The organism is Longicatena sp. (assembly GCF_982403165.1).
In genome coordinates, this window is record NZ_CEVYEL010000047.1 from 1 (window position 1) to 18,834 (window position 18,834).

Below are 18,834 nucleotides of genomic sequence, written 5' to 3' on the forward strand. Positions count from 1 at the left end.
AGATTTCTTTTTTTTACATATCAAAATTTAACCATATTCGATAATTTTTAAAGATGTTTTTGATAAACTATCAAAGAATTTATAATTTCCCAATTCCTTTTGAAAGCTATGTTATGTTATAAGTTAAAAGGAGGGAAAACATGCTGTTAGCAATGTATCAAAAAAAAGAAATGACAGTGTTATTAAAGGAACATGGGAAGTACTGTATTGTAAAAAAACCTGTGTTATCTTTGCTAGAGGAAGCTTGTCTGTTTTATGGCAGTACGCTGCAAGGACGTACAATAGCCGCGAAAAAAATTTTACAGATTCACCAAAAGGTTCCCATTTTAGTGTCAGAGAAAAAGGAAACCCTCTGGTTTCCGACTGTTTCCGCTACGCGGGATGACTGTATCTGGATTCACGCCAATGAGGTAGTATCTTATCATGCAAAAGGGAAAAGGACACAGGTGATTTTTCGCAGTAAGGATGAAATAGAACTAGCGATTGCCTATCGGACAATACAAAGACAAATGCGACGATGTGAGCAATTGCGGATGTATCTTCGTGCTCATGAGTGAACACATCTTCCATGCGCAAATACGCTGATATCTGTTATAATAAAAGACGTAAAAAAAGGATGATGAATATGGAAATCTTATTTGGTATCTTATTAGGTGCTTTTTTGATCTTATGTATCGCTTTTTTTCTCTTTCGCCAATCACCGAAAGAAACTTTGCGTGTTAAAGAAGTGCTAATGGAAAATGAAAAGCATCAGCAAGAAGCACTGTTTCAGATGCAACAATCGATGCAGCAACAAATGCAACGTCTTCAGTTATCCATGCAAAGAGAGCTTGCCCAATGGAAGGAGGCAACTAGCGAACATTTGTATGTTATGGAAAAGCATGTGAATACGACGGTGCAACATGGCTATGAGAATACAAGTAAAGTATTTTCGCAGGTGATGGAACAGATGGGGAAGCTGGATGAAGGGCAGCGAAATTTAAAAGAGCTATCGTTATCAATCAACGATATTCAACGTGTTTTAACGGATAAAAAGACACGTGGTATTTTTGGTGAAATAGAACTATATTCATTGCTTGAAACAGCAATGGGAGTGAATACATCACGCTATGCAAAACAGTATAAATTAAGCAATGGAGCAATTGCAGATGCTGTTTTGTTTGGCAAAGAACCACTGCACATGATTTGTATTGATTCAAAATTTCCTTTAGAAAACTACAATCGTATCATGGCAGCACAGACGAAGGAAGAACAGCAGAAGTATCATACTATATTTGTCAATGATGTGAAAAAACACATTAAAGCAATTGCACAAAAATATATTTTGCCACAAGAAACGGCGGATTTTGCGTATTTGTTTCTTCCTGCTGAAGCTGTTTTTGCGTATTTATATGCACAATGTGATGAGGTTGTGAACTATTCTTATCAGGAAAAGGTGTATATGGTATCTCCTACCACACTGATGGCATACATCACGGCAATCAAAGCAATTTATTTAGGTGTCGAACGCAATGAGAATCTGGCACAAATGCAAAAAGAACTACAGAAATTAGAGATGGAGTTTGAACGTTTTGCAAAGCGTTATCAGAATGTGCAAAGTGATTTTGATAAGTGTTATCAGGATATGCGCTTGTTGTCTATCACAGCAAATAAGTTGCATATGCGTTTTCAAGAAATACAGGCAGTAGAGTTAACAAAAAAGGATACAGCGTAAATACACTTTTATCTATATCATGATAAAGAAGATTGAAAGCTATTTATGAAGCATAGCATTTCAATCTCCTTTTTTTCTGCGTTATGATGAAGCACAACTCATAATATCACAATTACAATCATGCATGTTTACTTTTCAATCTTAATGTTGTAATCACGGATCCAGCAATCAATCTGATAAAGATAGGCAAGTAATTGTGGACCACTCATTAATTGTCCATACCATGGCAGTTGAAAAGAAGCCCCTTTCGTAGCTATCAATTCTTTTAGATGCGCATCGTCTAAAAGCTCATGTAAAGCAGAAGTAGAGTCTTTATAACGTTCCATCAGCATCTTTGCGACAATATCAGCATATTGCGGATTATGTGTTTTCGGGAAAGGATTCTTTTTGCGCCAACATACTTCTTCAGGTAATTCATTTGCAAAGGCTTTTCGCAAGATGCCTTTTTCCTGCCCATGATAGAATTTCATCTGCCAAGGGATATTATATACGTATTCAAGCAAGGCGACATTTGCAAAAGGAGCACGAATCGTTAAGTTGGCACGATCACCTTCGCATACTTGACGTGTGACAAGAGTCTGCATGAACCATTTTAAACAAAGTTGTGTGTGGCGACGAGCACGTCGATCATCTTCACTGTCAGTATCCAGATATCGGATATCACGAATACTATCTTCATATTGTTGTTGTATATAAGCCTCATAACCCAATTGTTTTATATCATCCTTTAACAGTTCTATGCGCTGTGGGGTAGAACGTAACCAAGGAAAGGTTGGCAAATCTTTTAATTCATCACGATAAAACCAAGGATAACCGCCAAAAATTTCATCACTGCATTCTCCGCTTAGAATGACAGCTTCCTTTTGGGCAACCTGCTGACACAGCCAAAGCAATGAAGCATCCACATCCGCCATGCCAGGATGATTTCTGGCTAACATACTTTCTTCTAGGGTATCTGCTAATGTTTGTTGTTTGAGCATCAGCCAATGATGTGTACAAGGATAGCGTTCTAGCATTTGATTGATAAAGGTGTTGTCCATGGAAACCTGATACATGTTGCTTTTAAAATTTTTTGCATTTCCTTCATAATCCAAAGAATACGTATGCCATTCTTTCTCTTTTGCACAAACAGCTGTAATAATACTACTATCTAAACCACCAGATAAAAAAGATGCCTTACAATGATGCATTTGTTGTTGTATAGAATGACATAAGAGATCATGCACTTTTAACGTAGTCGTTTCCATATCATCATGATGCTCGATGGTGGGTAGCTTATAGTATGTCTTAACTTTGATATCCCCATTATGGATGCGTAAAAATGAACCCATGGGCAATGAAGCAACATTGGCAAATAATGTTTTATCCATTGATAAGCTCGGACCAAAGGAAAATAGCTCTAAAATACCGTGACTATTCAAGATACGCGGTTGTTGACTGGCTTCTAGCAAAGCATCTATACGATTGGATAGCCAGATGGTATCGTTTGTCTTACTATAAAATAACGGAGATAATCCTAAGGGGTCTTTTGCGGCAAAAACATCTTTGCCACTACTGATAACAAAGGAATAGGCTCCTTCTAATTCCAACATGGCATCTTCGCCCCAACGTTGATAAGCAAAAAAGACAATATCTTCCAGACGCTCCTGCAAAGGATAGGCTTCCTTTAATAATTGATAGATACTTTGCGCATTATATATTTCTCCTTGAACGATTACTTCATAAGCTTTATTTTGATATAAGATGAGTTTAGCCGCATCACTATGCGTATGTTGCTGTATCTTCATGACATAAGTTTTCATGATATCCTTCCTTTCATCTTAGTGTATGTCATTTTCTCAAAAAGTAGTATGAAATGTTTGTAATTGCATGAAAGCATAACAAAAAAGATAACGCAAATGTAAGAATTTTCGATGATGGGAAGAGTAAAAATTATCATTTCGACAAAGTCTTGCATCCATGTAAAAAGATAGTATAATAAGCGTGGTAAAGAGTAGGGAGCAGGAGTTTATATGAGTATACAAACAAAATATAAAGATTTGGTCACGATTGGCTGTGTGATCATCGGTTCATTACTTTGTGCTGTTAATATTAATACATTCATCAGCGCAGGAGGATTATTTCCAGGTGGCTTTACCGGCTTGACTGTTTTGATACAGCGAAGCTTTGAAAAATATGCAGGCATCAGCGTATCATATTCCCTTGTCAATTTCACCTTGAATGCTATACCCGCCTATATTGGCTATAAAACCGTTGGGAAAAAGTTCACGTTTTATTCATGTGTCATGATTATCCTTACCGGTGTATTCGTTGAAATTTTACCAACGACGAATATCACGGAGGATATTTTGCTTATTACGATATTTGGTGGAATTTTACAGGGAGTAGCATTAGGAATTGCGCTTCGTGGTAATGCCAGCAGTGGGGGAACGGATTTTATTGCAATGTGGATATCACAAAAAACGCATCAGCCAGCATGGAATTATATCCTGGGTATGAATGCTGTGATGCTGATTGTTGCAGGGTATTTATTTGGATGGGATAAAGCACTATATTCCATCATATTCCAATTCTGCTCAACGCAGATTATAAATACGGTACACAAGCGTTATAAAAAAATGACCGTTTTTATCGTAACCAGTGATCCGGATATCGTTATTGAGGAAATTCAGAACACCACGCATCATGGCGTGACACGTTTTGAAGGAATCGGTACATACTATGGACAACCGCGTACGATGCTATATACTGTCGTTGATAGTATGGAGGTAAAGGGTTTGGTAAATCGTATTCGTGAAATTGATCGTACCAGTTTTGTCAATGTAACAAAAACAGAATACGTCGAAGGAAAATTCTATCAGACACCAATTGAATAAAAACAAAGAATTTCAAGATTATGGTCTTTATGCCAACTTGGAATTCTTTTTTCGTTATTTATCATAAGCACTTTGTAGTATTTCGATTTCCAAACGCGATATCTTCGCTTCATGTGTTAACTTACTCGTGACATGTAGAAAAGCAGCAGAGGATATTGTTATCTGTTTCATAGTGTAAAAAGTTCCTTAAAGCAAGTAAGAAAGCCTAAAAGAAAGGACTTATTTTATGAATTGTGATGTAAATGTGATTTAAAATATAAAAAGACTTCTGTTATTAATAAATATGTATTATAATATAAGAACATGAAGACACTAGATAAAGTGAGGTTGCTATGAAGAAAAAACATTACATTGTCAGTATGATGGCTGTTATCTTTTTATACCTTCTGGGAATTGGCAATTTTCATGGTGCCTTACAAGCAAATAATCAAAAAACGCAACATGCGAGTACTAAGATAATTAAAATAGGCTTTCCTATTCAAGAAGGCTTAAGTATGAAAGATGAAAAAGGAAATTATACAGGCTATATGTATGATTACTTAAAAGAACTTTCTCAATATACCGGATGGGAATATGAATTTATTGAAAGTAAAAGCGATGATGTAGACACACAAATATCAGAATTGCTAGATAAATTAAACAAGGGTGAAATTGATATGCTTGGCAGTATGCGTCGTAGTGATGAACTTGCAAAGCTGTATGATTATCCGACCGAAAGTTATGGCTACGCTTATAATGTATTAGCTGTGAATAAAGATAATGACTGGCTAGATTCCTATACGCTAGCAAATGGCAAAGAGATTACCATTGCTTTACAGAAAAAGGCAGAAATTAGAAATGGCCAATTAAAAGAATATGTAAAAACCAATGGCCTAAAAGTGAACTATAAGTATTATAATAACGGTACTGCGCAGATGGAAGCTGTAAAGAAAGGGGAAGCAGATGCTTTATTAAGTGTGGATATCGCCTTAGCCAGTGATTTTCGGGTTATTGCACGTTTTTCACCGGACCCTATGTATTTTGCAGTAGCCAAGGGGAAAACAAAGATTGTCCATGATTTAAATAAAGGAATGGAAGAGCTAAATGAAATAAACCCAACGTTAAAGCAAACGCTCTATACGAAATATTTTGAGGAAAAACTGGATCATGTTATTCTGACGCAGCAGGAAAAGGATTACATTAAAAAGGCAAAAACGTTTCATGTGATGATTATGAGCAATCAAGCTCCTGTTCAATATGTTAAAGGTAATAAGGCAACGGGAACGGCGATTGATATACTAGAAGACATCAAGGAAGAAACCGGGTTGCAGTTCTCATATGAGTTTGTAGACAACTATCATGAATATGAAGAACGTATGTTGCATCATGAAATTGATATCTTGGCCTCAATCAATTATGATTATTCCTTAAACTATATAAACACGATGAGCGTGACGAACGCGTATTTAAAGGCACCATTGCAGATTGTTTTACAAAAGAATACAGATTTAAATGCTTTAGACAATAAAAAATTGGCGATACGCAAAGAATTATCTTCAATCTTAAAAAGCCGCATTGATCCACACAATGTTATCTATGCGAACTCTACACAAGACTGTTTAAAAGCTGTTCATGATGGGGAAGCAGATTATATGATTGATTCTTCTTATGCCATCAGCTACTATATGAATCAGCTGGGATATCGTTCTATGATCAGTGTTGCCGATGTAAAAGGAGATATGTTAAATTATAGCTTTGGTGTAGTGGATGGAAATGATCATATGCTAGTCGGTATTTTGAATAAATGCATACGCAATTTGAAAGAAGAAGATATTAATACCTATATATATCAGCATTCACTAGATAAAGCGACCTTTACTTTGCGGGATTATATTCAGCAGCATATTATTGAAAGTATGGTGATAACGCTGTTGATCATCATTTGTATTGTTGCTGTTTTCAGTTATTTTTATCATCGCCAATTGAAAATGAAACGCCAGATTGAAGTAGAAAACAATCGCTATCGGATGCTAAGCAAGATCACACAAGAGATAATTTTTGAATATGACTATGAAAAAGATATTTTAAAGCTAGGGGATAAGCATAATTTCTTAGCTGAAACAAATGAAATTGAGAATTACGCAAAAGATATTTCATCAGACAAGAAAAAGGATGAATCTTCTTTATTCCAATGCATTATGGAAATGAAAGACACGGATCGTGAAGTTTTGATACAGTTAGCCAACAAGGAAGTGCGTTGGTTTCATGTCGTAATGAAGGTGGTTTATGACATGGATAGACCGGTGTATGCCATCGGTCGTGCTGTTGATATTCAAGAAGAAAAAACAGAACGTGAAAATCTGGAAAAAAAGAGTATGATGGATGCGCTGACTTCTGTTTATAATACAGCTGCTTTTAAAAAGAAAATACAATTGGAATTAGTGCGTGATAAAGGCATGTATGCGTTTGGTGTTTTAGATATTGATTATTTTAAAGAGGTCAATGATGAATTTGGCCATTTCATAGGAGATCAAGTATTGATCCATTGCGCAGATGTCATGCAGAAAGCATTTGGGGAAAAGGCATTGATAGGAAGATTAGGTGGCGATGAATTTGCTGTTTTCCTGATGGCACCACAAGATGAAAAAGCGGTAGTGAATGGTTGTGCAAGATTACAAAAAGCTCTGCAGACGACAATCGAAGGACTGCCCAATATCACCTTGAGTATGGGCTTTGTTATGACGAAGGATGTTTGTGATTATAACATTCTGTATCAAAAAGCAGATAAGGTTTTATATGAGGTGAAAGCAGCCGGAAGAAATGCATATTTCATAAAATCATAAATTAGATTGCTGAGTTTATGCTATGGAAGAAGATTAAAAAGAAAAGATTTCATTGATGGTGAAATCTTTTTTATCATGTGACACACATGGGATAGAATTAGGTGGTGAAAAGACCACTGTAGGGACGTTAATAAAACCTTGAAGAAAAGAGATCGAGTATCGTTACTAGACCAGTAGCAATGAAAGCATAGTTTTGTATGAATTCAACCGTCGTATACGTTTTTACGTACGATGATGTAAGAGGTCGAAAAATTGATCGTTTTCGATTGTTGTTCTTATCTATGAGAATAGGATGCGTAAGGGGGTTTTCATAAAGTATTTTTGCCAATTTGTATGATAGGTGACATAGTATAATAAACTGCTTAAGGCGAAGCCTAAGATAACATCAATAAAACTATGTTGTTTTAATACCATGGTAGAAATACAAATGAATACGCTTATTATAAGGCAAGCACTTTTCACAAGAAAAGGATGCTGAAACAGATGGCTGCGACAGACGACAAAACAGATTGCTATCGTGCTTGCGACATGGATGGAAGGACAAACATTGGTCGGTGTATCTATTTGTTGTAGTAATCGTGCGATGTCTGCTAACCAATTTGTATGTGTGATATTTACACGTAAATCTAATCCATTGGGTAAAATCATATAAATAAACAGACAAATGCTCATACCGGTAAACATCATAAAACAAAGCTCAAGAAATTCTTTTCGTGAATGAAAAAGAAAATAACAAAGCGATATTGCTAATAAAGGAAACCAGGTAAAATAAGGAATGACGAAGCTTTCATGAAAAGGAATCATATCATCGATAAAACAGTGAATATAATATTTCGGAACGACAAAAGTTTCTAAGAGTTCAAAGATTATCAGATATGGAATAAAATAAAAAAGGGCATAGGAATAAGGATGATCATGTAGCCAACTTTTGATGGATCGCATCATGAAATACCTCCTTCGTAATGTGTTTATTATATAAAAATTTATCTAAGATTACAATACACTAAAATAGATCATAGGTCATTTGTTTTTACGATTTTGTTTTTCAATTTGTCAATTCATGTTAAAATATTTCATAGAGAATATAAGAAAGGAATGTATGAAATGCTTTGGTTGTGGATCGGATGTGGCATAATGATGATATTGTTGGTAGCTGCCTATTGTTTAGGTAGATATTTTTTCCAGCGAGCATTTGATGCAAAGAGTGATAAATCTGATATTATCCAAAATGCTTCACATAGGAAAAAGAAACCAGAAGATCTATGGTTTGAGCAAGAAGTTTCACATATTGATGTACAAATCAAAAGTCATGATGATTTAACGTTACAAGGAACAATCATCAGAAACCACAAAACAAAATGGGTCGTTTTGGTGCATGGGTATATGGGGTGCAAAAAAGATCTTATACCGGCAGCGAAACGCTTTTACGGTATGGGATGTTCCGTGTTATTGATTGATTTGCGTGGGCATGGGAAAAGTGAAGGAACTGTCATTGGTTTTGGAGCATTGGATCATTTAGATATTCACGCATGGTGCAAATACTTAACACAGCAATATCACGCTACCGATATTGCTTTATATGGTGTAAGTATGGGAGCTGCCAGTGTCATGATGTGTGCTGATGAAACCAATGGATGTGTTAAAGTCATCATCGAAGATTGTGGTTTTACTTCTTTACGCGAACAGTTAACCCATCAATTAAGAAAAATGTTGCCTCACGTACCGCCTTGTATACCGCTTTTTTGTTTATCTTTATGTTTAAGAGCAAAAGCCGGTTATACATTAAAACAGGCATGTCCTATGGATCATGTGGCACAGGCAAAGGTTCCTATGCTGTTTCTGCATGGCGAACGTGATAATTTTATTCCCATTACGATGATGGAACAATTAGCAAAAAGTTGTCCTACTTTGCATCATGTTGTACGTTTACCAAAGGGAAGACATGCCAATAGTTCTTTATTAGAACCACATCTTTATTGGGAAGAGGTAGTATCATTTTTAAATAAGATTCAATTTCTTCCATAGCATAAAAGCTTTTTATGAGGGCTTACTTGTCTTTAACTTGCATCATCCAAGTAACTCATAAAAAGCTTTTAATTTTTAATTACTTCTTCTATTGTTTGAATCATTGCCTGCATCTGTGATGTTAGCCACTTATTACGATGATAAAACACCTGTTGCCATACCTGAAGATGATAATCGTGTGGCGTCAGTATTTTTAAAACACCTTTCTGTAATTCCTCTTCTACACTAAAGCGGGGAAGAAAGGAGATTGCGAGGCCTTGTTTTACCATATCTACAAGAAAGGCAGTATTGCCGATTTCTAAAAATGGTTTTACGGTTAGTCCCATTCGGGCAGCCTGTTGCTGCAAAGCATAGCGATAACTGGCATCTTGTTCCGTAAGCATTAATTTTTCTGATAAGATATCAGCTAAGGTTATTGTTTTCTTTTGACATAAGGGATGATCGTAACGGGCAACAAATAAAACATCAGATGGATATTCTAAAACTTTGATCCATGCCCCATCTTGCAGCTGTTGATCCATTAAATATACCAAATCAACCTGATTATGATTCATATAATCCAGTAATTGATCGATCGAAGCTGTTTCAATACGTAAGGAAACACCGGGATAGCGTTCATGAAACAATTTACAGATGACAGGAAATATGGAAGAACAAATACTCTCTATCATTCCTATACGTAATGTTCCGGTGAGCTGTGTTTGCGTTTTCATGGCGTTGCAGGCAGCATCTTTTGCTTGCAAGATTTCATTGGCATGGAGCAGAAATAATTCTCCTTGGGCCGTTAAAGATACGTGACGAGGAAAACGTTCAAATAAATGGGTTTGCAATTCTTCTTCCAGTTGTTGTATCTGAATTGTTATCGCTGCTTGTGTGTAGCCTAGGGCTTGCGCTGCTTTGGAAAAGCTTTCTAATTGTGCGGCTGTTACAAAGGTCTTAAGATGCTTGAAATCCATATGTCCTCCATAAAAAATATTTAATTGAAGTATAAAATATATAAATTATTACTATATGTAAAGACATGATATACTAAGTATATAGGAAAGTCAACAAGGAGTAGGGATATGCGAAAAGAAGACAGTATGTATCAGAAATATATTAATATTCTAAAAACAGAATTGGTACCGGCCATGGGATGTACAGAGCCAATAGCAATCGCTTATGCGGCAGCACTTGCCCAAAAAACTTTACAGGAAGATGTGAAACATGTTGAAATATATGCAAGTGGCAATATCATCAAAAATGTTAAAAGTGTAACAGTACCAAATACCAATGGACGAAAGGGCATCTTAGCGGCAGCAGCCATCGGTATTTGCGCCGGAGATCCAGATAAAAAATTACAGGTAATTTCTAAGGTCAAAACAGAGGATATTCAAAAAATGGAAAAATTTCTGGATACTGTAGATATGCAGCTTCATCGTATCCAGAGTGGCTGTGCTTTGGAACTTATTGTAAAGGTATTTAGCGAGAAACATCATGCACTTGTACATATACGTAATACACATGCGAATGTTGTTCTCATCAAACATGATGAAGCAATTATTTATCAAAAAGAAGATGAACTGCAACAAGAAACCGGTTATTCTTTACAGATGAAACAAATCTATGATTTCGCAATGTCTGTTGATGTTAAAGATGTAGAAGAAATCTTAGAACGTCAAATTGCGTATAATGAAGCTATTGCCAATGAAGGTTTGCGGGGAAATTATGGGGCAGGTATTGGAAATGTATTATTACATACATATGGAACTGCGGTAGAGGTTAAAGCTAGAGCAATGGCGGCAGCTGGCAGTGATGCGCGTATGAGTGGCTGTGAACTTCCGGTCATCATCAATTCAGGGAGTGGAAATCAGGGGATGACTGCTTCTTTACCTGTTTTGGTTTATGCTAAGGAATTGCATAGCTCACATGAACAATTGATGCGTGCCTTGATCATAAGTAATCTGACAACGCTTTATCAAAAACAATTTATTGGGCGTTTATCGGCTTATTGCGGTGCTGTCAGTGCCGGAGCTGGTGCTGGAGCTGGTATTACATATTTACTTGGTGGTGATTATGAGCATATTTGTCATACGATCGTAAATGCTTTGGCAATTACGAGTGGAATGCTTTGTGATGGAGCTAAACCAAGCTGTGCTGCGAAGATAGCTTCAGCAGTAGATGCCGGAATCCTAGGGTATGCAATGTATAAAGAAGGAAAACAATTTTATCGCGGAGAGGGCATTGTGGGTGACTCTATCGAAAAAACCATGGAAGGCATCGGTCAACTAGCACGCGATGGCATGAAAGAATGCGATGATGAAATTATCCGTTTAATGATTCAATCCATATCATAGGGCATATTACATACTACATCAGACGATCATAAGCACGGTGGTATATGAGATACATATATTATTTTCTATGTGCTAAAGATTTCATAAAGGAAAAGTCTTTTAAAAATAAGGAACACGGATTAAAGCCAGCAGGGTACTTATATTATAGAGACTTTTCTTTTCTATAACTTATCTTTTATCTGATTCTTTTGTTATGGCTTTTTGCGCTTTTAGTTCCTGAATATTAATATCGGGAGTGACTATCGTATAAATACCACACAGAATGGTGTTGGTATAAAAGGTGATAACTCGCCATAACAACATCATAGCAGCTGCATTGACTTTACCAACGATAGGAGTAAAGATGAGTGCAAATGTTGTTTCTGCTACACCGTGTTTGCCGTAGATTGGCAAGGAAGATAAAATGAGATCGACAAAGAAAGAGGCACTGAAAAACAAGGGGATATCATATAGACTGACTTCTATATGCAAGGCAATTGCGATTAAGATAGGCAGCGAATGGCGTAGTATTAAACGTAATGTATTTACTAGATGGATGCGCAATAGCAGTTTTCGATCTTGTACATATAAAATATTCACTGCTTGTAAAGATTTGCAAAATTGTTCCAGTTTTATTTCGATTGAAGCAGTCGTAACATGAAGGTTTAGCTTTTTCATAAACCAGAGCAATATCTGTATGAGAAGATGCTGCAAAAAGGGCCAAAAGAAAAGCAGCGATACAGCTATGAGCGGTATAAAACCAATCAGAAAACCTATAAAGGCAAAGGGGATTTCTTTCATAAACTGATTCACCAAAAAATCATAATTGATAGCGATGGCGAATGCAGCAAGTAATAAATAAGATATCTGATAAAGCAGCTGATCCATGACCAAGATAGAGCAAGCAACATCTGCTTTAAGTTTTTTCATCTTGAACATGACCATTTGTGCTGCTTTAGCAAACGCAGAGGCACTGACATTCATCAGAAACAAAGAAACAAGACCATTAGAAATGCCATTGTATAAACGATAATCATCTTGTGCTTTATGTCCTAACATACCAATGATGACACCGCCTAATATGCAAGTAATAAAACTTACCGTGATCAGTAAGAGTGAATGGTAGAAATCGAGGTTTTGCAGTAATTGTAAAATATCTTGCAAATCATCTTTTAAAGTAAGATACAACATGCTGATGACAAATAGAGTCAAGATCAGAATTTTTATAACTTGCTGATGTTTCTTCATAGTACTTCCTCTTTTTTCATTAGGATACACCTTTTTCATAATAAGAGCTAGTAATATAACGATTCTTTAGACAATAACAGGCAATTGTTCAGTATTGTAATTTGATAGAATTCATCCATTGTTCAAGAATATGCTGTTGTTTTTTCGACAATGTTGATAGGACCATATGTAAAGCTTCTTCCCAATCTGCACTTGCTGGCAACAGTAAAAGTTCATCAAGTGTTACCCAAGCGGTAAAGACAAATTGCTCAGCATAATGATGGCGCAAGAAGATGGCGAAATCCATAGGAGTATACGATTGAAATAATACCGTTAATTCTTCCAAAGAAAAGATATAACTATCCCAAATCTCGATCATATCTTGGAAATTATGCAAATGCGTTCGAAAATAATGTATTTTTTCAGTAGTCGATGTCATAGCAGATAAGACTTCTTGATGGTGTGTGAATTCACTATTTAAACAAGCGGTCATTACTTGTAAGGTATATTGTTTTGGCGTGTTATCCTCAAAAATAAAAAGTTCTGCATGGTTTTCCATATCGTTTTGCAGTCGTTGATTTAGAATAGGAAAATAGGCATACACATACACATATACATCCTCGTCAAGATATGGCTGTAAGCTTAGATACATTTGTTGCAAAAGCTCCTGTGGTCGCATTATGGATAACCTTTTATTAAAAGCATCAAGAGCAGCAGCATCCAGCTGAACTCCATAAGATTGTTTCAGGTATACATGTAACAATACTTGAGGCAATAAGACTTCCACCAGATTCTGATTTAGTTCAAACAAAGAAACGTGTCGCTGCATTTGATAAAGCTTATAAATCATCGGAAGTTCTTGATAAAAAGGTTTCAGAAAGGCTACTTCATAAGATAGTTGTTCCAGATAATGAGAAATTAAATCAATTCCCTGTAAATGATACATTGCATGCTCCAAAGGCAAACCATCTAGCAATGGATAATCGATATCTTCTTTTTCAAAAGCATACAACAAAGGAGCATAAGGCGATGATAAACGTTTGAGATAGGTTGGAAAAAAATCGGTAAGGAGATAACGCAGACGTTCATTTGGGTACCATTCGGCATAGAGCTGGACTTTTGCTAAGCGGTGTTTGCAAGCATGGCATAAAAGCTCTAACTGTTGTAAACCATGAACATAACGTTTTTTTAAAGATGCATCATCTGTGGCATGATGGGCTATATAAGTAATGCTGATAAGCATATCGTTTGCTACGTGACGAGGAACACAGCTACTGTTATGGTGTGTATAAAGCTGAATCAAATGTTTAAGTAACTCCAGACGCTCTTGTTGCTGGTCGCTACTCTTTTTTTGTGTTTGTATGTTAGAGCTCATTTTCGTATTTTTAGCTGTTTGCAGCACCGTTTTATAAGGACTTTATCAAATGTTCCATATTGCATATGAAAGGTAAGCAGGGTATGCAGTATGGTGGCATCATTCACTTGCCAGGAAAACAAAGAGCGTAATTGATAATAGGAAAATATGGCATCATGAAGCATGGGTAAATATCGTGTTGCATCTGCATAAGGGGAGGCAGCCAGCGCTTTTATCAGCTCATATAAGATGTGATAGTCACTCTCTACCAAGTCAAAAGCGCTACAAGCATGCTGCACACTTTGTTTTAAGGCTGTCATATCTTCTGCACGCAGATGGTATCCATAAGATTGAAGTTGTTGATTGAGCGTTTGATTGACGGATAAAGCTTGAGATGTCGTATGCATTGATAATCACTTCCTTTCATGTAAAGAGTTTTATCACAAATAGGAAGCGAGGTATAGTCTTGAAAAAATGATGAATTTATGGTATTATATGAATACAAATAAGAGAAAAAAATCTTTAAACTATATGTCGATGGTGTTGAAACATCATTTTTTTATTTTATCGGGATGAAAAGAGCAGATACAGGGATTGAAGAAAGGGCATAAACAAGTCTCAATACAGTATTTAATCATACGAACGTATGATAGAAGTACATACAAAAAAAACATCGGTAAATACACCGATGTTTTGCGTTATTTCTTAAGGACGTTTTACGATAACAGCAGTACCCTGTCCGCCACCGATACACAGAGATGCTAAACCAACTTTTGCATCACGTTTGATCATTTCGTGGATCAATGTTACTAAGATACGGTTACCAGATGCACCTACTGGATGACCCAGTGCAATGGCACCACCATTTACGTTTGTCTTGTTCATGAATTCTTCGCGATCGATACCGTGTTCTTCCACTAATTCATGGATAACACCTAAACTCTGTGCTGCGAATGCTTCATTCAGTTCGACTAATTCAATATCCTGCAGTTTCAGACCTGCATAGTTCAATGCATGACGAATTGCTGGAGTAGGACCTAAGCCCATAGTCAATGGATCTACACCACCTTGGCCGATACCGATAACTTCACAAATTGGTGTTAAGTTATATTTTGCTACAGCATCTTCACTAGCTAATAATACAAAGCTTGCACCATCATTGATACCAGATGCATTAGCAGCTGTTACAGTACCATCTTTAATGAAAGCTGGGCGAAGTTTTGCCATTTTTTCAGGAGTAGATTTACGGTTAGGATGTTCGTCAGTATCAAAGATCACAGTTTCTTTTCTCAGTTTTACTTCTACTGGAACGATTTCATCTTTGAAACGTCCGCTATCAACAGCAGCTATTGCTTTCTGTTGAGATGCATAACCGAATTCATCTTGCATTTCACGAGTGATGTTATATTTTTTCGCAATATTTTCTGCGGTAACACCCATGTGAATACCATTCATAGCATCAGTTAATGCGTCGTAGATCATATGGTCCGTACATTTGAAATCTCCCATTTTGTTTCCTGTACGAGTGTTTGCAGGAATTAGGTAAGGAGCACCTGACATGCTTTCTACACCACCAGCAACAACGATATCATTGAAGCCAGTCTGGATAGACATAACACCTTCCATTACGGTACGTAAACCGGAACCACATACCATGTTAACGGAATGTGAACAAACAGATTCAGGAATACCAGCAGCCAATGCAACCTGACGGCCGATGTTCTGCCCCAATCCTGCACTTAATACGTTACCACACAGCAGTTCATCAACATTTTCAGGGGCAACGTGTGCGTCTTCCAGTAATGCTTTGACAACAGTAGCACCTAAATCAACTGGTTTAACTGTTGTTAAAGAACCCAGAAAACTACCGATTGCACTACGTTTAGCGCTAACAACATAAGTTTTTTTCATTTTCTCTACCTGTCTTTCTTTTTCGAAACCTTTCTTGATATGAATACTAACTTCATACATGAATATGATACCGAAAAAGGATACAGATGTCAACAGCTTGTGAAAAAATTAATAAGTTCTGTATGCATACTTTTGGGTGTTGTAAGTTTAGGATGTTGTCCCTTTATAAGTAGGAGGAAACGTTATCATTTTGATGCATCTTGACTACAATACTAAGAATTCCCAAAAAAGATTAGATTCAAAGCATAAGCATTTAACTAAAGTGTACATCAAGAGCCAAGGATATGACCTACTTATACAAGATTTTTTCTTTTCATGAATAGAAAGGGATGGTAAGCAGGAAAGGTAAGGATAATACAGGAAGAAAGGGTGCTAATGAAACGGGTTTTTTGTTTCTGTTAAAACTTGTTAAAATTTTAACAATTGTGTTGACGAAAGGAAAAAAGAGGGATAAAATTATATATGGATTATGGCTCCCGAAACGCCGGGATACCGCCTGTTATATACATTATTTATATATAGGCGCATGTAAGAATCCTATTAGTTCAAGAACATTCAAGGAGAGGAGAACACTTATGGACTTCATGTTAACAGAACAACACAAAATGATGAAGAAACTATTCGCTGAGTTTGCTGAAAAAGATGTCAAACCTCTTGCAGCAGAAGTCGACGAAGACGAACGTTTCCCACGTGAAAACGTTGAAAAAATGAGAGAGTGCAAAATGCTCGGTATTCCATTCCCAAGAGAATACGGCGGAGCAGGGGCAGATTACCTGAGCTACATTCTGGCAGTTGAAGAACTGAGCAAGAAATGTGGTACTACAGGTGTTGTATTATCTGCCCATACTTCTCTGGGAACTTGGCCAATTTTTGCATTTGGTACAGAAGAACAGAAAAACCGTTATCTGCCTGATTTATGTACAGGTAAGAAACTGGCTGCTTTCGGTTTAACAGAACCAAATGCCGGTACGGATGCTGCTGGTCAGCAGACAACTGCTGTAAAAGATGGCGATGATTATATCTTAAATGGTACAAAGATCTTTATTACAAACGCTGGTGAAGCTGATGTATATGTAATCTTTGCGATGACTGACAAGTCTAAGGGAACACATGGTATTTCTGCCTTTATCGTAGAAAAAGGTATGCCAGGATTTACAGTAGGACAGCACGAAAAGAAATTAGGTATTCGTGGTAGTGCTACTAGTGAATTGATCTTTAACAATGTGCGTTTAAGCAAAGATCAGCTGTTAGGTCAAGAAGGTAAAGGCTTCAAGATTGCCATGATGACACTGGATGGCGGACGTATCGGTATCGCTGCACAGGCATTAGGTATTGCTCAGGGTGCAATTGATGAAGTTGTTCCTTATGTGAAATCACGTAAACAGTTCGGTCGCCCTATTTCTAAATTCCAGAACACACAGTTCCAGTTGGCTGATATGCAGGTAAAAACAGATGCAGCTCGTCTGTTAGTTTATCAGGCTGCGATGGCTAAAGAAAACGGACAACCTTACACATACTTAGCTGCTGAAGCAAAATTATTTGCTGCTGAAGTTGCCATGGAAGTTACGACAAAAGCAATCCAGCTGATGGGTGGATATGGTTATACACGTGATTATCCAGTAGAAAGAATGTTCCGTGATGCAAAAATTACGGAAATCTACGAAGGTACTTCTGAAGTACAGCGTATGGTTATTTCTGGACAGATGTTGAAATAATAAAAGGAAAGGAAGAAGATCATGAAAATTATCGTTCTTGTAAAACAGGTACCGGATTCAACTGAAATCCGTGTCGATAAGGTAACAGGTACTCTGATTCGTGCTGGTGTACCAAGTATCATCAACCCAGATGATTTAGCTGGTGTTGAAGAAGCATTGAAAATTAAAGAGGCAACAGGTGCTCATGTAACGGTTATCTCTATGGGGCCTCCTCAGGCAAGCGGCATGCTGAAAGAACTGTATGGCCGTGGTGTTGATGAATGTATTTTGATTACTGACCGTGCTTTTGCCGGTGCGGATACATGTGCTACTTCTAGTACATTGGCTGCTGCCATTGAAAAAGTTGGTTATGACTTGATCATCGGCGGACGTCAGGCAATTGATGGTGATACTGCACAGGTTGGTCCTCAGACAGCAGAACGTCTGGATATTCCTCAGGTTACTTACGTGGATAAGATCATGGAAGTAAATGATAAGAGTGTTACAGTTCGTAAGTCATTAGAAGATACTGAAGAAATTATTGAAGCTAAGCTTCCATGTCTGTTAACAACATTAAGTGGAATGAACACTCCTCGTTACATGAACTGTAATGATATCGTTGATTCCTTCAGCAAAGAAGTGAAGATCATGACCTTTGCTGATTTGGATATCCCTGCTGAAAAAGTAGGTTTGGCAGGTTCTCCTACTAAGGTTCACCATACATTTACAAAAGATGTTACGGCTGAAACGGAAACTTACGATATGCCAGCAGCTGATGCAGCAAAACTGATTGCTAAAACACTGAAAGAAAAGCAGATCATTACGAAATAGGAGGAGAAAACAATGGCTAAATTTGAAGGATACAAAGATATTTACGTATTCGTTGAACAGAGAAA

15 protein-coding genes are annotated in these 18,834 nt (G+C 36.9%); 8 read left to right on the forward strand and 7 right to left on the reverse strand.

Annotated elements, in window-relative coordinates; all coding sequences use genetic code 11:
- Positions 1-140: 140 nt before the first annotated feature.
- Positions 141-557, forward strand: a complete 417-nt coding sequence (locus tag AC1VS3_RS09885) for a competence protein ComK (RefSeq protein WP_008688807.1) — start codon at positions 141-143, stop codon at positions 555-557.
- A 68-nt stretch (positions 558-625) separates the two neighbouring features.
- The gene (locus tag AC1VS3_RS09890) at positions 626-1,714 is read left to right on the forward strand and encodes a DNA recombination protein RmuC (RefSeq protein ID WP_008688805.1); all 1,089 of its coding nucleotides are present in this window, start codon (positions 626-628) and stop codon (positions 1,712-1,714) included.
- A 128-nt stretch (positions 1,715-1,842) separates the two neighbouring features.
- Here the strand turns inward: AC1VS3_RS09890 and AC1VS3_RS09895 are convergent, their stop codons facing one another.
- Complete coding sequence (locus AC1VS3_RS09895) at positions 1,843-3,516, reverse strand: asparagine synthetase B family protein (RefSeq protein ID WP_008688803.1); 1,674 nt, start codon at positions 3,514-3,516, stop codon at positions 1,843-1,845.
- 210 nt (positions 3,517-3,726) lie between these two features.
- Between AC1VS3_RS09895 and AC1VS3_RS09900 the strand changes: the two genes are divergently transcribed.
- Entirely contained in the window at positions 3,727-4,590 is an 864-nt protein-coding gene (locus tag AC1VS3_RS09900) for a YitT family protein (protein ID WP_008688802.1), read from the forward strand.
- Positions 4,591-4,922: 332 nt separating this feature from the next.
- Positions 4,923-7,412, forward strand: a complete 2,490-nt coding sequence (locus AC1VS3_RS09905; RefSeq protein ID WP_008688800.1) for a GGDEF domain-containing protein — start codon at positions 4,923-4,925, stop codon at positions 7,410-7,412.
- 279 nt (positions 7,413-7,691) lie between these two features.
- Here the strand turns inward: AC1VS3_RS09905 and AC1VS3_RS09910 are convergent, their stop codons facing one another.
- Positions 7,692-8,357 carry a phosphatase PAP2 family protein gene (locus tag AC1VS3_RS09910; protein WP_017144636.1) on the reverse strand — a complete coding sequence of 222 codons (666 nt, stop codon included), beginning with the start codon at positions 8,355-8,357 and terminating at the stop codon, positions 7,692-7,694.
- A 159-nt stretch (positions 8,358-8,516) separates the two neighbouring features.
- Between AC1VS3_RS09910 and AC1VS3_RS09915 the strand changes: the two genes are divergently transcribed.
- Complete coding sequence (locus tag AC1VS3_RS09915; RefSeq protein WP_008688798.1) at positions 8,517-9,437, forward strand: alpha/beta hydrolase; 921 nt, start codon at positions 8,517-8,519, stop codon at positions 9,435-9,437.
- Positions 9,438-9,505: 68 nt separating this feature from the next.
- Here AC1VS3_RS09915 and AC1VS3_RS09920 read toward each other — a convergent pair whose 3' ends face one another.
- Positions 9,506-10,393, reverse strand: a complete 888-nt coding sequence (locus AC1VS3_RS09920) for a LysR family transcriptional regulator (RefSeq protein WP_008688797.1) — start codon at positions 10,391-10,393, stop codon at positions 9,506-9,508.
- 108 nt (positions 10,394-10,501) lie between these two features.
- On the opposite strand from AC1VS3_RS09920, the gene AC1VS3_RS09925 reads away from it, so the two are divergent.
- Entirely contained in the window at positions 10,502-11,773 is a 1,272-nt protein-coding gene (locus tag AC1VS3_RS09925; RefSeq protein ID WP_008688796.1) for an L-cysteine desulfidase family protein, read from the forward strand.
- Between the two features lie 168 nt (positions 11,774-11,941).
- On the opposite strand, the gene AC1VS3_RS09930 is transcribed toward AC1VS3_RS09925, so the two are convergent.
- From AC1VS3_RS09930 to AC1VS3_RS09945, 4 genes are all read right to left on the reverse strand, one after another.
- Positions 11,942-13,000: a lysylphosphatidylglycerol synthase transmembrane domain-containing protein gene (locus AC1VS3_RS09930; protein WP_008688795.1), complete on the reverse strand. Its 1,059-nt coding sequence runs from the start codon at positions 12,998-13,000 to the stop codon at positions 11,942-11,944.
- An 88-nt stretch (positions 13,001-13,088) separates the two neighbouring features.
- Positions 13,089-14,354: a DUF6179 domain-containing protein gene (locus tag AC1VS3_RS09935; protein WP_008688794.1), complete on the reverse strand. Its 1,266-nt coding sequence runs from the start codon at positions 14,352-14,354 to the stop codon at positions 13,089-13,091.
- A complete protein-coding gene (locus AC1VS3_RS09940) occupies positions 14,351-14,740 on the reverse strand; it encodes a DUF6323 family protein (RefSeq protein ID WP_008688793.1) in 390 nt (129 codons plus the stop codon). Before AC1VS3_RS09940 ends, AC1VS3_RS09935 begins: the two co-directional genes overlap by 4 nt.
- A gap of 298 nt (positions 14,741-15,038) precedes the next feature.
- Entirely contained in the window at positions 15,039-16,244 is a 1,206-nt protein-coding gene (locus AC1VS3_RS09945; RefSeq protein WP_026006713.1) for an acetyl-CoA C-acetyltransferase, read from the reverse strand.
- Between the two features lie 575 nt (positions 16,245-16,819).
- On the opposite strand from AC1VS3_RS09945, the gene AC1VS3_RS09950 reads away from it, so the two are divergent.
- Both AC1VS3_RS09950 and AC1VS3_RS09955 read left to right on the forward strand, forming a co-directional pair.
- Complete coding sequence (locus AC1VS3_RS09950) at positions 16,820-17,959, forward strand: acyl-CoA dehydrogenase (protein ID WP_008688791.1); 1,140 nt, start codon at positions 16,820-16,822, stop codon at positions 17,957-17,959.
- Positions 17,960-17,980: 21 nt separating this feature from the next.
- The gene (locus AC1VS3_RS09955) at positions 17,981-18,769 is read left to right on the forward strand and encodes an electron transfer flavoprotein subunit beta/FixA family protein (protein ID WP_008688790.1); all 789 of its coding nucleotides are present in this window, start codon (positions 17,981-17,983) and stop codon (positions 18,767-18,769) included.
- Positions 18,770-18,834 lie beyond the last annotated feature (65 nt).